Source organism: Rhizobium sp. CFBP 8762, from assembly GCF_014841565.1.
GTDB lineage: Bacteria > Pseudomonadota > Alphaproteobacteria > Rhizobiales > Rhizobiaceae > CFBP-8762.
Window position 1 is genome coordinate 253,862 of sequence record NZ_JACYUD010000005.1, and the last position, 14,246, is coordinate 268,107.

Genomic DNA, 14,246 nt, shown 5'->3' on the forward strand with positions numbered 1-14,246 from the left:
GATAGACCGTGTCTATACCACTCCGGCGGTTGTCATACGCCCACAGTTCGGAAGCATACGAACGAGAGGTGCAGCATGAACGATACCGAACTGACCGACGAGCAAATTCGCGCCATGGAGCGCAAGCTGCTTCAAGACACGTCGCGGTGGCCGATTGTCGAGGTGCGCAAGAAGCGTTTGATACCAACTGGAAAGCATCCGGTTAGCGTCCGGCAGCATCGAAAGGAGGGTAAGTCATGAGCCAGTTGAGCGGATTTCTGATGATGTGCCTGCTGGTGATGTGGCTCTTTGTGCTGCCCGCCTACGCAATTTTCTGTTTCCTGTGGAGGCCATGGAAATGACAGAACAAGCTTTGACCGTAACCCAGACCGATGATGGGCATTATCAGGTATCGGACGCTGACGGTTTCGCCGTTGGCGGTCCGTTCGATACCAATGCGCAGGCATGGGCGGCGCTGGATGAATTGGCCGGCGAACATCGTATTCCGAAGCAGGCCAAGGTGCGCAAGCGCGGCAAGAAAATGAAGGCAACGCCGGAACCGCCAAAAGCAAACCCGCGCGATGGCAAGCGCCGGGGAGCCAAAGCAGCGGCGAAAGTCTCGAAAGTCAGTCGCAAAATGAAGCTGGCGGCAGCCAAGGCCCCCGGATGGATTCGCCGCGGCAACTCGGCCAAATTCGACCCGAATGCGCAGCGCGCGTATCGCGATAACAAGCTTGGTACGTTCGGTGCAGCATCCGAGGTCCGGCGCATCGATCCCGCTGTCTATCTCGCAGAAAAAGCAGCGCGGGGAGAGGCGTAACGTTGAGGCACCGGGTCAACATCCACAAGATTGCCAGAGAATGCTCTGTAAGGCTGCTGGACGCGCATGAGCATAGTCCGGCGAGCCGTAGACCCTTCGAATGTTACTGCAAGCGTACGGTGCGCGAAATTGGCGAGGAATACGGGGAAGGGCACTTGCGCCTTGTCTTCATGTTGATGACCGGCACAAAGGCAAACGCCCGAGAACTGTATGCCGATATGATTAAAGCCGTTTCCCGGCTGATTGTTACGAACCCCGGCTTGGAAAAGCGCCGCACGCTGGTTGATGAGTTCAACTCTATCGATCTGGGCAGGCTTCGCCGCAATGTCAAAGCCGCAAATTTCGGCATACCCAACAGCCACGTCTTGCAGGTGTTGATTACCACCAAGTTTTCCAAACCAGTGCAGAGCGATTTGCTCGACATGATTGAGGATGCAGCATGAAATTTCAGGACTGGACCGCCAGAACCGTCGAAGACCGCATCATTGAAATGGCAGATACGTCGCGGCTGTTGCCGGGTGTGAAGGGGCCGAAAGAGTTCGGTAACGGAATGCCGGAGGCTGTGAAGCGATATGACGAGTTGGAGCTATCCAAGGTCACCCGGATCAAGAAACGCGCCACAGGGGCCGCTATCGACCGAATGGAACAGGTATGGGCGTGGATTAATGCCCTACCTGACAAGGCAGATCGCGAGCTGATTTACGCCTGGTCATGGGTGAAGGTGCGCAAAGGCATGAAAATATCGGCATTTGCAGAAGAAAATGACATGAACGAAAGAACTTTGCGCCGGGCTGTAACCCATGTGTGCCAGGGGATTGCGGACACGCTAAACCGAAAGGCCACTGTACGGCTTGATGGGGTGGATTGCGCCGTGTCCGAAAATGAGAGAGAAACGCAATCACAAACGGTAACGTCCGAAAGTTGCGTCAAGAACTGGCGCCAGCCGGACGCTAGGCCGCAGATCGACACTTCTCTCCCACGCTGGAGAGTAATCGAACCCCCGGTAATCCGGGTGCGGCACAATCAGCCAGAGACACCTACGCCGCGAGCAGAAGGCCAAGGCGCAAGGTGAGCAGATCGCCCGGTAGGGCGAAAGAGATCAGAACGGCGGCGTGGAAGGACACGCAAGCGGCTATCGAGGCGGCCATCTACACCCGCCAGTGTATCGAACCGGGACGCTAATGTGGACTGGAGTGAAGATTGAGGGCGGCCGCCCCTTGCCACAGCCGGTATCAAGCCCGGCCCGTTCTGATACAACAATCGTCCAAATACCGGACATGCAAGCCACCGCGCGACGGCGCACCGGGGTCGGGCCTTCGGGCAGTCAGAATTGCGGCGACCTTAAAGAAATGCAGTCCGGGTGCTGGACCCGTCACGAGAAGCCAGCAACTAGGTGAAGTCTGGGTATGTCGTTACCGCGCTACGAACGCGGCCAACGGTAAAATATGAGCCGTCCTGTTAACCGCAGGGCGGCTTTGTCGTTTCAGGAGAGTGCAATGCCAGCTTACAGGTCCAACGCTGAGGCTGAGATACGCATTGCTGTTGTTGAACGCCTGCGCGCCATGATCCCCGGATGCCGGATCATCCACGAGATCAACGCCGAGTCGTTTGGCAATCGCATTGATGTGCTGGCAGTGGGTGAGGATCGCATTGCCGCAGTTGAGATCAAGAGCGCCAAAGACAAGTTGGACCGGCTGCCAGATCAGGTCAAGGCGATGCGGCAGGTCACGTCTTTCGTGTATGCCGCATTGCACGAGAAGTTTCTAAGCAATACTGGCAGCGGCTTCTATCCTCCAGATAAGGCGCGAGGCGCGGTCACATGGGTTTACCCTAAGGCTGAAAGGTCCGGGTATGTTGATTGTGGCACAGAATGGCACGAGGTCAGTGGGTGGAATAAGCCGGCAAGGTGTCTGCCACACGATGCCATTCACGTTCTCTGGCGTGAGGAATTGCACAACGTGTGCCGGTCGTTGGGTATCAAAAGCGTTGCCAAGCTGACCATGGGCGAGGCCATAGACCAGATCAGGTGGCGTATGACGGGCGAGCAAATCACCAAGCTTATCTGTGCCACCCTTCGCGCTCGCAACTGCGTCGAGGCCGATCCGCCGATTGCAGCCGGTATTGCTTCGTCATCATCGGTTACCCCCTCATGGGGGTTTGGGACATCTCAATCCGTAAGCCTGTAGGCAGGCACCAGCTTTACCAAATTGCGGCATTCTTCCACCGGCCCAACCCGCGACCGGATGACAAGGCTTTCACTCGTGCCAGATCGCTGGCTATCAGCGCCGCAATCCCTGACAGGGGCATATGAGGCTGATGAAGTGGGCAGGCGGGATCAATCAACGCGAGGCACCCGATGATCAAGTTGACCGGCAAGCGACGCTACCGTGCCGCACCTGATGGCACTGTGGTGTTGCAAGTGCAGGAAGCCACATACCACACCGATTTTCTTGGCCCGTCACGATACGCCAAGACGCCGACAACTTGGCGTGATGCTCGTGTTGAAGACCTGACGGAGCATGTGTTCGAAGCCGGGGTGTAGCCATGCCAATCCACTGGCGTATCCCCGCAGCTTCCGAGACTACCGGCACCACCCGGTGCGCCCGCAACCATTTCAGGCTTAACGGCAGTGAGCCGTGGCTGTTTTGGGTGTGTGCATCACATTGAAATCACCAACCACAGAAAGGAAGTCGCATGAAAACGATCCGAAGTTTCTTCTTCATGGGTCTGGCGCTGCTTGGCGCTGCACTCTTTATGTCACCAGCCAGCGCAATGCCCCGGTATGATCACTCCAGCGTCTACGCGGTAAGTCCGCACCAGACCGAACACATCCTGTTCGACTTGCACGCTGTTACCGTCCCCGAACATGCCAAGGTTTGCAATTCGCCCGATGCGGTCAAGCCTGTTGCCTTCCGAAGTATCAGCGTGCTCAAGCCGGTCTACCTTGCTTCGCTGGAAACCGACGGCCACGTATTTATCGACCCTGGACGAGGCTGCTAACGCGGCCAGTTGACAGAGCGGGGGTTTAATCGCCCTCGCTCACAACCCAGCAGCCTTGCGCAGATCATCATTCATGCGTGACTGCCAGCCTCTACCGGTTGCCCGGTAGTGATCGACCAAATCAGGATCAAGCCGTATGGTAACAGGCTTCTTTGTTTGATCCAGCTTAGGACGTCCGCGCCGTGCTAGTTCGCTGTCAATGCTTGCAGCCAGATCGGGGAACACCTCACGAAACGGCTTCAAGCTGGCAATCTGCTCGTCTGTAAGCTCGGGGTTATCAGGGTCGGATGCAATCATCTGCTGAATTTCTGCTTCTTCTTCGTCGGTCAAGGGCCGTTTGGATGAAAACTTGATAGCCATTACCGGTTCCTTTCCTTTTGGTTTGCCGGGCGCATAGAGATCACTGATAAAGCCTGCGAGCCCAATGGACGAAAGATCACTGCGATAACTTGCTGACCGTGCAGTTCACCAATTGCGATGAAGCGGTCGGCCTTTGCCGTGGTAACCGAAGCGTCCCGGAAGAACTCAAGTGTCAGGTCAGCGAAGTCGAAACCGTGCTTTGCAAGGTTGGTCAGTCGCTTCGGTTCGTCCCAGATGATCTTCATGTTATTGTATGTACATTAAATACGACGGTGGCGCAACAATAAACGTACATACATTTAATAATTATTGTACGTACGATAACCAAAACAACACGGCGTTAAAGGATTTGGACCCATGTCAATGGAAGTCAGGATCGACGCCAGCGAGTTCGAAAGCCTCAGCCGCGCTATGAAGCGCATACCCGGTGAGATCAAGGCCAAGGCAATGGCTCGGGCTATGACACGTATGCGCTCTATGGCCCGCACACGCATCGTGAAGCGCAACGCCGAACATACCGAACTGCCACAGCGTGAGATACGCAAACGCACCACAGCGGCCTTTAATGCTGGTGGAACCACACAAGACATTATCGTCAAGTCTGGATGGATACCGCTCTACAAGCTTGGCGCTACCCAGACGTCAAAGGGTGTGCGGGTAAGAGGGCGAGGCTCATACAAGAGCGCCTTCCTTGCTCAGATGAAAAGCAGCCATGCGGGTGTGTTCGTGAACACCGGGGGCTTTAACAATGAGAGCAAGCGCAACAACGCAATTCGAGAGCTATTCGGCCCGAACCCTGCGCACGCTATAACGAACAACCCAGACGTATACCTGCAGGTCATGGCAGAGCTGCTAGAGGAATACCTCGCGCCTCGTGTCCTTCATGAGGTGGAGAGGCTGCTGCATCGGTAGGGCGGATTAGAGGCGCACATGCGACAGCGTGGAGGATCGTGATGAAATGGTCTGGGAAGACGACAAAGCAAAAGTACGACGACATGGAGAAGTGGCGTAGGTATTACGCGTATTTTCCCACGCAGATGAGTTCCGGTGAGTGGGTGTGGCTTGCATCCTATTGGGGACGATTGTGTTGGACCATGGGTGGTCGGGGCTACTGGCAGATGTCTACGGCTACGTGCTGCCCGCCAGCCGACAACAACCGTACAGGCGCACCACCCAATCCAGTGAGAAGGTAGCGCTAGGGCCGACAACATCGCGTTCACCAGCGGGGGCAGACCACTAGCGGGGCTGTCGAGACAATCAGATGGTGCTCAATAAGTTGGGCGGCAGATGCATCGATAGGTCCTTTATATGGTTCTTCTATGCAAGATACTGCTCATAAAAAAGGGGTATCATTAGGTGTTCATTACCTTAGCGACCCCTCATACACCCCCCCTCCATCAAGGGACCGTACATTAGCGATGGGCCTTGGCGGGTCGGGACGAGCCCGAAATCCTGTCAGTTTTGCAGTCCGGAAAATTGGGTTGACGCGGTTGACGTGGGTTGACGCTTTGCAGGTTGACGACGGCGCATAGAAAGGTGGCTGCATGACTGAGGAAACGGTGGTCATGTACTCCATTTCACAGATCGCAGAACGCGATGGTGTGTCGAAGCAGGCAGCATCAAAGGCTGTAAAGAAATTGCTTGAAGACCGGCCTGAAACGCCGGTGGAGTTTGGAACGAAAGGGCAGGTGCTTCGTGTATCGGTCAGTCACTACGACGCGCACAGGCAGAGGTTCACCAACCCTGCGAAAGTGAAGGCGGCGGTGCAGCCTAGAGTGCCCGGTGCCGGTAGGACCGCTGGCAAGCAGACTGACATTGACGACGCCGAAACATTCGGGGAAGCTCGACGTACAAAGGAATGGCTCGCTGTTCGTCGTGAGCGAATGCGTCAGCAGGAAGACGCCGGCAACCTGCTTCGTAAAGACATGGTCAGCGAGAGCGCGGATCAAAGCGGCGTGCAGATCCAGTCTGTTTTGAAGCGGTTGCCAAACCGGGCGGATGATCTGGCAGTGGCTGTTTCTAAAGAGGGCGTGCATGGCGCGCGCGTTCTTCTGCGCCAGATCGCTTTCGAAATGGGCAACGAGATTGCAGACGCTTTGCAGGCTCTGGCCGGTGCATCGCCGCGCACTGATGCGCTATTAGAGGATGATCTCGGATGAATGCACACCCCGGTGCGATACGGTTTGTGTCGAGCCGGTTAGCCAGTGCAATTCGCCCTGCTGCGCCGACGCCGTTCGCCCGCTGGTTGACGGAAAACATCATTCTGGTTGACGGCCCGAAGAAGGGCGAGTTCTGGTCGCCACAGGACGCGCCGTATCTGGTGGAAATCGCTGAGTGCCTGAGCCAGGAGCATCCGAGTAACCTCGTCACGGTGCGCAAAGCGCAACAGACGGGCGTGTCTATTCTGGCGTTGGCGTGGACACTGTACCTCGCTGAGACATGCCCAGACAACGCCTTGTACGGCGTTCCGGGTATCGACGCGCTGCAGGACATCAACAGCGGCAAGATGCAGCCGATGATTGACGCTTGGCAGAAAAAGACAGGCAAGCGGATCATTGCACCATCGACCAGCCGGTCGGGTGTTGGGTCAACCACATACGAGAAGAAGTTTCCCGGCGGCGCCATTTATCTGGCCAACGCGAACACGGTCATGGACCTTTCGGCCAAGACGTGCCGGTTCGGTATCAAAGACGAAGTGTCCAAATGGAAAGAACTGCCGAACGGTGCCGATCCCGAGACGCTGTTCTTCGGTCGCTTCACAGCGTTCCGCCGGCAACGCAGTTACAAAATTTTGGAGTTATCGACCCCGGAACTCGATAGCGGCGACGCGCTGGGTGATGATCCCGGCCATTGCCGAATTGACCGGTCGTTTCGCCGCTCTGACCAGCGGTTCTGGCACATCGCTTGTCCGGAATGCCAATACGAGCAGGTACAGAAAAACGAGAACCTGAACATCAATCGCGAACACCCGCACAAGACGACGATGCGGTGCATCAACTGCGACCACGAGATTTCGGAAATGGAGCGGGTGCAGGCGGTACGAGAGGGCCGGTTCATCCCAACCTTCACGGGCCCAGATCGACACCCAGGCTTCCACGTCGATGCGTTCATGTCCCTGATGATGTCCTACGGCGACATTGCCGAAGACGCGATGAACATGGAAGGCAAGGGCGAGGCGGGTGCCAAGGATTACCACAACCTTGTGCTGGCGCTTCCCTACGCGATGAAGGGCGATGCGCCGGACCATGTGCGGCTCTTGGAGCGCCGTGAGGTCTATCCAGAACGCATGATACCGGAAGGCGGATTGCTGCTTGTCGCAGGCGCTGACGTGCAGACCTACGGCATCTGGCTGGAGGTGGTGGTGTTTGGGCAGGACCGGCAAAGCTGGACAGTGCGAGCCGAACTGCTGGAAGGGCCGACAGACAATGTCCAAACTGGCGCGTGGACGCTCTTGGAAGCGGCGCTGGGTGACGAGTACGCCGACGAATACGGGGTCCTGCGTAAGGTGGAAGCATTGGCCGTGGACAGCGGCTTTCGCACCAACCACGTTTACGAGTGGTGCCGTCGCCACCCGAATACATACGCAGTTAAGGGGCAGGCTGGTCGTGGTATTCCAGCGATTACGCCACCTAAGAAGATGTCCGTCAACAAGCGCGGCAAGCGCAAGCGTCATGGCTCGATCATGTCGTGGCCGGTCGGCACTTGGGCGCTGAAAGCTGAGTTCTACGGCAACCTGCATAAAACCGGTATCGCTGCCGGTGAACCGGTAGACCCTCCCGGCTACTGCCACTTTGGCGACTGGCTTGGGGAAGAATACTTTCAGCAACTGACGGCGGAATACTTTTCGCAAAAGCTCGTCAAAGGCAAGCTGCACGAAGAGTGGATACCACGGCGGCAGGACAACCACTTTCTTGACTGCCGAATTTACGCGATGGCCATGGCTGAACACCTGGGGCTATCACGCAAGAGGCCCGCAGAATGGGCTGCATTGAGGGCAGAACTGGCGCCAGCTTTGCCACCGGCGGCTATCGAAAGCATCCAAGATACGCAGGGCGCAATGGCCGAGCCGGATGAAGTCTTGCAACCCGTGGCACAACCGGAAAACAGATGGAAGAGACGACGATGATAACCAAACCGAAGGTGCGGAGAAAGGCCGGGAGCCAGTCTATCCCGGCAGCCATTCAGCCTTCGGGCGGTGTCCAGCGTGCCACATCCTCCTACCTGCGCGACACGCGGTCCGGTGTGATCCAGTCGCGACCGGCGTTCCTTCGGGAGCATCGCGACGATATTCGCCAAGCGTGGGACCGGTCGGCGGCTCTGGCCATGGACCTAATCCAGAATAGCGGGCGATTGAAAGGCGCTTGCGACCAGATCATCGCTGATACGGTTGGCACGGAACTGACGCTCAACCCGCAGCCGGACCTGACTGGGCTTGGCTACGACGATAAAGAGCGCGCCGACCTGATCAACCTGATCAAGCGCCGCTGGAAAATGTATGCGTGGAACCCGGCTGAATGCGACCTGCGCGGCAAGCTGACTATTCCGCAAATGGCGGATATCGGTATCCGTTGGTTCATCGCATACGGTGAAAGCACGGGCGTTCTATCCTACATGAGCCAGGCGCAACGACGGCGCTACGGCATCACCACAGGCACGAAAATGCTCATGGTGCCACCACACCGGCTGTCACAGGAGACGCGGGAAACGGAAGGGCTTTATCAGGGCGTATTTCACGATGAGAACGGGCGGGCGACACACTACCGGTTCAACACGCGTGAGTCCGGTGTGAACGTTACCGCCGATTACGCAGCGCGCGACGCTCGTGGACGGTCGCTGGTGCTTCACGCTTTCGATCCGATGGATGCAACAGACGTTCGCGGCATTTCCTTGCTGGCGCCGACGTTTCGCAAACACATTCAGCATGAAATCCTGGACGACGCCACGCTGCAAATGGCGGTGCTTCAAACGATCTACGCTATCTGCTTGACCAGCGAGAAGCCGAGCGCGGACGCTTTCGAAGCGCTAGAGGCATTGTCGGCAATTGACGGGGCCTCGCCGCTGGCGACTGAGTTTCTGAATTACTTCTCGGGCTCGCTAAATGCCGCAGCGGAGTCCAGCATCAGCGTTAATGGTGATCCGACGGTTTCGCATTTCGCGCCCGGCGAAAAGCTGTCATTCGAGTCCGTGAAGGTGCCCGGAGGCGAGTATCTGCCATTTGCAGACAGCTTGTCTCGAGACATGGCGCGGGCGTTGGGCATTACGTTCGGCGGGCTGACAATGAACTATTCGCAGGCGACATACTCATCGGTGCGAATGGAAACATCGTCGCTTTGGCCTGTTGTGCTTCGCCGCCGTGAGCGGATCGCAGCGCCGCATTACCAGATGCCTTACGAAAGCTGGCTGGACGAAGAGATCGGCGAGGGTCGCATCCCCTTCAAAGGCGGTTACGAGGCGTTCGACGCCAACCGTGACCGCGTCTGCTGGGCATTGTGGCAGGGACCGGCCAAGCCAACTGCTGACGATGGCAAGGCTGCCAAGGCAGCGACCGAGCGCATCAGCAACGGAACGACGACGCTTGCGCAGGAATGTGCAGATCTGGGCTTGGATGCCGATGAAGTGTTTCAGCAGCGCGAGATCGAACACAAGCGCTACATCAACGCCGGAATGCCGTCCCCGTTCATGCGCAATATGCCAAGCGATCCGGCAAGCGCTGACGATGATGACGAACCGGTCCCAACCCCGCAGGTGGTTTGATGCCAGTCTTCGTGAAAGTGAACGGCCTGGACGTAGACGCCGAGGATCCGTGTGCGCTTTGGCAGGCGCTGTACGCGGTCAAGCTTAAGCGGCTGGCCGGTGAGCAGATTGAGGAAACAGAGATCCGCTCGCCGGTCACGCATCGACGCTTGAAGATAGCGTCTAGCAGCATGGCGGACCTCGATGCTGAACTGTCCAAGCTCGGCGCGGAGTGCGCGCTTAAAACCAATCCTACCGCCCCACGAACCCGGTTCGCAAAGCGCTTCCGGTTCATCTGAGGATACTTAAACATGGCTGCAATTCTTGAAGACGGCAGGCTTCGGCTTACCGGCTATGTCGGCGACTATTATTTCGACGATGGGTTTACAGCGTCCGACGTGGTTCTTGCGCTCGGTCAAATCGAGGACGACGCCGAACTGACCGTTCACATCAACTCGCCCGGCGGCATTGCCACGGACGGCGCTGCTATTCACGCGATGCTCACTGCCCGTATCGGCACGACGAACGTTGTTGTTGAAGGCATTGCCGCCTCTGCTGCTTCGTTGATCGCGATGGCCGGTGAGACCGTCACGATGTCAGCCGGCGCGATCATGATGATTCATGACCCGAGCACATACACGTTCGGCACGTCATCGGATCTGTCCAAGACCATCGAGGGCCTTGAAGCGCTGGCGACGGCTTATTCACGCGTCTACGCCGCCAAGTCCGGTAAGTCGGCGGACGAGTGCCGCACGATCATGAAGGAAGAGCGTTGGTTGACCCCGGAAGAGGCAGTTGATCAAGGTTTTGCCGACGACACCACAGAGACAAAAGCGGCTCCGGTCGCTGCGTTCGACTACCGCACCTTTGCTCACGCGCCCAAAAAGCTTGTTGCATTGGCGAAGCGGAAAGACTGGTCAGAGCCCGGAGTGGCCGCGACTGCAACGGCAGCTCATGCCGCCACAACCCGCTCAAAACAGGAAATTGTCATGACGGATAAAGAACGTGCGGATCAGCTTGCCGCCGAAAATGCCCAGCTGAAAACTGACCTCGAAACGGCGAAAGCCTCGGCTACCACAGCAGTAACAGCCGCGCTGGAGCGCCGCACGTCCATTATGGCGCTGGACGAAGCCAAGGGCCGCGAGACGCTGGCCGAACACCTGTTCAACACTGGAATGAGCGTTGACGATGCAAAGGTGACACTGGCCGCTGCGCCAGCTGCTGCCACCGATACAACTCAACCCCCGACAAACGACTACGAGCGTGCGCGGCTTGAAGCATCGCGCTTGGTGACACCCACTGGCGGCAAGCCAGCCCCGACAGCTCGTGTTGACATCGTTGCGGACATGAAGCGCCGCCACGGCATCAGCTAACCCCATCCCCGTTCATTGGAGCAAAGACAGACAATGGAAACCTACGCTTACAAGACGGCCTCTGATGTCGTCAAAGACGAGGGCGAGAACCGCTACTCGCGTGATGATGATGTGCTGGCCTCTGGCTCCGGCAAGGTGCTGGTCGGTACGGTGCTGGGACAGGTCACAGCCACCGGAAAGTTCAAGCCGCTGGCCCCGGCAGCGACCGACGGCACCCAGACCGCTGCTGCGATCATCCTGCAGTTTGCCGACGCCACAAGCGCTGATCAGCTCGTCGTGAACCTCAAGCGCCGCGCGCAGGTCGTTCTGCAGGCGCTGATCTGGCCCGCTGGCGTGACGCCTACCCAGCAATCCGCAGCCATCGCTGCACTTGAAAATCGCGGCATTGTCGCGCGCAACGGAGTTTGATCCACGATGTCAACAGTTCTCGACCTTTTGCAGGCGCCCGAGTTTGCCGATAGCCGCCTGACAGAAAGCATCAACATCCCTCCGTACCGCACCGGACGGCCTGCGCAGTTGGGTATCTTCACGGATACGCCCATTGCCACCACCTACGTGCGTCTTGCTATCACCGACGGGGAAATCACCATCATCCCCGCTCGTGAGCGCGGCGGTGAGAACAACCTCAATATGAGCAACGATCTGCGCGGCGTCACTATCGACATCCCGCATTTCCCGCTGGATGACGCCATCCGTCCGTCCGATCTGCAGAACATCATGGCGTTCGGTGAAGACTACGTGTTTGAAACGCTGCAGTCGGTCATGAACGACAAACTGCAGAACCTTCGTTCCAAGCATGATGCCACGCACCACCATCTTGATTGGGGTGCCTTGAATGGCTTGGTTATCGACGCCGAAGGCAAGTTGATTGTCAATTTGTACAACAAGTTCGATCTGACGGCTAACGTCGTAAACTTCGCCTTGGATACATCCGGCACCGACGTTGCGGCCAAGAACCGCGAAGCGAAGTCTATTCTTCGCAAGAACCTGCGAGGGGCTGCGACCCGTGGTGCTGTTGTGCTGGCTGGCGGCACCTTCTTCGACAAGTACGTGTCACATCAGTATGTGCGCGAAAACCTGAAAAACTATGCAGGTGCAACGGCAAACCCGTCCCGTGATGACGTGGAAGATACCTTCACATTCGCAGGCATGAAGCTGGAGCGGATTGACGAAGAGTTCTCCTATCGTCGCCCGGACGGCACCTTTGTTGCTCGACCAGCCGTTGCCGCTGATGAAGCTATTCTGCTTCCGCTCGGTACGCAGTTGTTCAAGCGCTACATCGCGCCGCCAGACACCATCGCCGATGCGAACACCCGTCCGCGCCCAGGTGACAAGGTGTTCGTGTCGACTGAACGGTTGAAGCACAACAAGGGTTTGGACATCCACACGGAGTCCAACGTGCTGCCGATCTGCACGCGGCCCGAAGTGCTCGTCAAACTCAAAGCCAACTAAGGAGCGACAGTCATGTTTCACCGTTTCATTCGAAGCTTTGAGTTCAATCACCCCACGGACGGCAAGATCACCTATCCTCGCGGATGGGCTGGCGAACTGGATTCACTGATTGCCAGTGAAGCCGAAGCCGCTGGTGCGCTTTTTGTCACGGGATCGCCTTTTAGCGAAACCGAAGGGGCAACCGTGATCGACGCCACAGCTTCCGACGCCGCAGTCCAGGAGGCAAAGGCTGCTGCCGCTGCTGCTGAACAGCGCGCCACAGCTTCCGACGCCGCAGTCTCCTCTATCAAGGCAGCCGTCAAGGCCGTCAACGATGCGAAGGTTAAGGTTGTTGCCGCAGGCGAGAAGAAGGAAGCCAAGCAGGCAGCTGAAAACCTGCTTTTGAAGGCAGAGGCCGACCTCGCTACCCTCACGGCTTCCTGATCCATGGATTGGGGAAACGCGGAGGCGCAACTCGATGAGGCTTGCGCCTCCGTTTTCGATGTTACCATATGCTGGTTGCAGCCTAAAAAGAGCGGGCAGTCGGTCAACCATGGCGCTTTGAACGATGTAACCCGGCCACTTTTTGAGTTCATGGGCACAATCGATCTGGAGCCGCCTGCCGACCGGATAACCCGGCACCTACCTGCCGACCCCGGAGTGGTGAATGGCACAGTTTCCTATGATGCAGTCCTGACTGCTCATGTCGGGGACTGGCCGTATATGCCGCGTCGGGGTGATGCTGTTCTGACGGTTGGCAAGACGTACAGCATCGTTGCGATGCGCCTTGATGGTTCGATCCGCCAAGCGTTCTTCTTGAAAAAGGGATAGTGCAATGCTTGCAGCAGAAGCCATGAGGCTTGCCGCAGTTGAGGTACTATGCCCAACGGCTGCAACAAGGGGCGAGGCGGCTTATCCAACACTGGCCGGTAAGCGTGTGTATGACAGCCGGGCGGTGCCTCTTGAGGATTTGGACGGCGATGCACCGTTTACCCCTGTCATTGCGCTATACACCACCGAAAGCGGCGTATCGCTTCGCGGACCAATGGCAGCGGCCGATGACACCGAAGCAGACGCCGTCCTTGATATCGTCGCTGAACTCGCGGTGTCGAGCGACGACGACGGCGAAACCATCGCCGACGCGATGATTGCGGAGGATCCGAAAGCACGCCTCGTGCTGGCCGCGCTCTGCTCTCAGGTTCGGCGCCTTCTGGAGCGAAGCCAATCCGGTGGGCTTTGGCGCACCGTTGTCAAACGGATCATCAAGACAGAATACCAGTCGTTTGCCGTGCCACAGCTTGGCCTGCGCTGGCAGCGGATCACCATTCGCATGCACTGCGAAGTCCGAGACGACGACTACCAAATGACGGACGGCGGGCTGCCTGAGCCTATTCGTTCGCTTTACGCCAAGCTGCCCGCTGACTCCTACGCCAAGATACAGCTTGCAACGCTTTCCGCACATTTCGCCCCTGAGCTTCTTCCCTCACTACGGGAAGTCCGCGTCACCACTGCCGGTGTCACATCCGGCCTATAAGCCCCGTGAGGACAGT

General features: G+C 57.6%; 20 protein-coding genes. 18 read left to right on the plus strand and 2 right to left on the minus strand.

Annotated elements, in window-relative coordinates:
• Positions 1-75: 75 nt before the first annotated feature.
• The 7 genes from IFT84_RS13550 to IFT84_RS13580 all read left to right on the plus strand — a co-directional run bounded on the left by IFT84_RS13550 (position 76) and on the right by IFT84_RS13580 (position 3,799).
• Entirely contained in the window at positions 76-240 is a 165-nt protein-coding gene (locus IFT84_RS13550; protein ID WP_192120222.1) for a hypothetical protein, read from the plus strand.
• A gap of 97 nt (positions 241-337) precedes the next feature.
• Entirely contained in the window at positions 338-799 is a 462-nt protein-coding gene (locus tag IFT84_RS13555) for a hypothetical protein (protein ID WP_192120224.1), read from the plus strand.
• Positions 800-954: 155 nt separating this feature from the next.
• Positions 955-1,242, plus strand: a complete 288-nt coding sequence (locus IFT84_RS13560; RefSeq protein ID WP_244651215.1) for a hypothetical protein — start codon at positions 955-957, stop codon at positions 1,240-1,242.
• Positions 1,239-1,871, plus strand: coding sequence for a hypothetical protein (locus tag IFT84_RS13565; protein ID WP_192120228.1), 633 nt, complete (start codon positions 1,239-1,241; stop codon positions 1,869-1,871). The genes IFT84_RS13560 and IFT84_RS13565 overlap by 4 nt, the downstream gene beginning before the upstream one ends.
• 424 nt (positions 1,872-2,295) lie before the next feature.
• On the plus strand, positions 2,296-2,985 hold the full coding sequence (locus IFT84_RS13570; RefSeq protein ID WP_192120230.1) for an NERD domain-containing protein: 690 nt from the start codon (positions 2,296-2,298) through the stop codon (positions 2,983-2,985).
• Positions 2,986-3,155: 170 nt separating this feature from the next.
• On the plus strand, positions 3,156-3,341 hold the full coding sequence (locus IFT84_RS13575; RefSeq protein WP_192120232.1) for a hypothetical protein: 186 nt from the start codon (positions 3,156-3,158) through the stop codon (positions 3,339-3,341).
• A gap of 152 nt (positions 3,342-3,493) precedes the next feature.
• On the plus strand, positions 3,494-3,799 hold the full coding sequence (locus IFT84_RS13580; protein ID WP_192120234.1) for a hypothetical protein: 306 nt from the start codon (positions 3,494-3,496) through the stop codon (positions 3,797-3,799).
• A gap of 39 nt (positions 3,800-3,838) precedes the next feature.
• Here the strand turns inward: IFT84_RS13580 and IFT84_RS13585 are convergent, their stop codons facing one another.
• Both IFT84_RS13585 and IFT84_RS13590 read right to left on the minus strand, forming a co-directional pair.
• On the minus strand, positions 3,839-4,159 hold the full coding sequence (locus IFT84_RS13585) for a BrnA antitoxin family protein (protein WP_192120236.1): 321 nt from the start codon (positions 4,157-4,159) through the stop codon (positions 3,839-3,841).
• Positions 4,159-4,404: a BrnT family toxin gene (locus IFT84_RS13590; RefSeq protein ID WP_192120239.1), complete on the minus strand. Its 246-nt coding sequence runs from the start codon at positions 4,402-4,404 to the stop codon at positions 4,159-4,161. The genes IFT84_RS13585 and IFT84_RS13590 overlap by 1 nt, the downstream gene beginning before the upstream one ends.
• Before the next feature lie 112 nt (positions 4,405-4,516).
• Between IFT84_RS13590 and IFT84_RS13595 the strand changes: the two genes are divergently transcribed.
• The 11 genes from IFT84_RS13595 (at position 4,517) to IFT84_RS13645 (ending at position 14,230) form a co-directional block, all read left to right on the plus strand.
• The gene (locus IFT84_RS13595; protein ID WP_192120241.1) at positions 4,517-5,071 is read left to right on the plus strand and encodes a phage tail protein; all 555 of its coding nucleotides are present in this window, start codon (positions 4,517-4,519) and stop codon (positions 5,069-5,071) included.
• 632 nt (positions 5,072-5,703) lie between these two features.
• Positions 5,704-6,318: a hypothetical protein gene (locus IFT84_RS13600; protein WP_192120243.1), complete on the plus strand. Its 615-nt coding sequence runs from the start codon at positions 5,704-5,706 to the stop codon at positions 6,316-6,318.
• Positions 6,315-8,285: a terminase gpA endonuclease subunit gene (locus IFT84_RS13605; RefSeq protein WP_192120245.1), complete on the plus strand. Its 1,971-nt coding sequence runs from the start codon at positions 6,315-6,317 to the stop codon at positions 8,283-8,285. The genes IFT84_RS13600 and IFT84_RS13605 overlap by 4 nt, the downstream gene beginning before the upstream one ends.
• Positions 8,282-9,913, plus strand: a complete 1,632-nt coding sequence (locus tag IFT84_RS13610; RefSeq protein WP_192120247.1) for a phage portal protein — start codon at positions 8,282-8,284, stop codon at positions 9,911-9,913. The genes IFT84_RS13605 and IFT84_RS13610 overlap by 4 nt, the downstream gene beginning before the upstream one ends.
• Positions 9,913-10,191: a hypothetical protein gene (locus IFT84_RS13615; RefSeq protein WP_192120250.1), complete on the plus strand. Its 279-nt coding sequence runs from the start codon at positions 9,913-9,915 to the stop codon at positions 10,189-10,191. The genes IFT84_RS13610 and IFT84_RS13615 overlap by 1 nt, the downstream gene beginning before the upstream one ends.
• Before the next feature lie 12 nt (positions 10,192-10,203).
• A complete protein-coding gene (locus IFT84_RS13620; protein WP_192120252.1) occupies positions 10,204-11,265 on the plus strand; it encodes a head maturation protease, ClpP-related in 1,062 nt (353 codons plus the stop codon).
• A gap of 33 nt (positions 11,266-11,298) precedes the next feature.
• The gene (locus tag IFT84_RS13625) at positions 11,299-11,673 is read left to right on the plus strand and encodes a head decoration protein (protein ID WP_192120254.1); all 375 of its coding nucleotides are present in this window, start codon (positions 11,299-11,301) and stop codon (positions 11,671-11,673) included.
• Between the two features lie 6 nt (positions 11,674-11,679).
• Positions 11,680-12,717: a major capsid protein gene (locus IFT84_RS13630; protein ID WP_192120256.1), complete on the plus strand. Its 1,038-nt coding sequence runs from the start codon at positions 11,680-11,682 to the stop codon at positions 12,715-12,717.
• 12 nt (positions 12,718-12,729) lie between these two features.
• On the plus strand, positions 12,730-13,140 hold the full coding sequence (locus IFT84_RS13635) for a hypothetical protein (protein ID WP_192120258.1): 411 nt from the start codon (positions 12,730-12,732) through the stop codon (positions 13,138-13,140).
• Positions 13,141-13,143: 3 nt separating this feature from the next.
• Complete coding sequence (locus tag IFT84_RS13640) at positions 13,144-13,527, plus strand: hypothetical protein (RefSeq protein WP_192120260.1); 384 nt, start codon at positions 13,144-13,146, stop codon at positions 13,525-13,527.
• A gap of 4 nt (positions 13,528-13,531) precedes the next feature.
• Positions 13,532-14,230 carry a hypothetical protein gene (locus tag IFT84_RS13645; RefSeq protein ID WP_192120262.1) on the plus strand — a complete coding sequence of 233 codons (699 nt, stop codon included), beginning with the start codon at positions 13,532-13,534 and terminating at the stop codon, positions 14,228-14,230.
• The last annotated feature ends 16 nt before the right edge of the window (positions 14,231-14,246 follow it).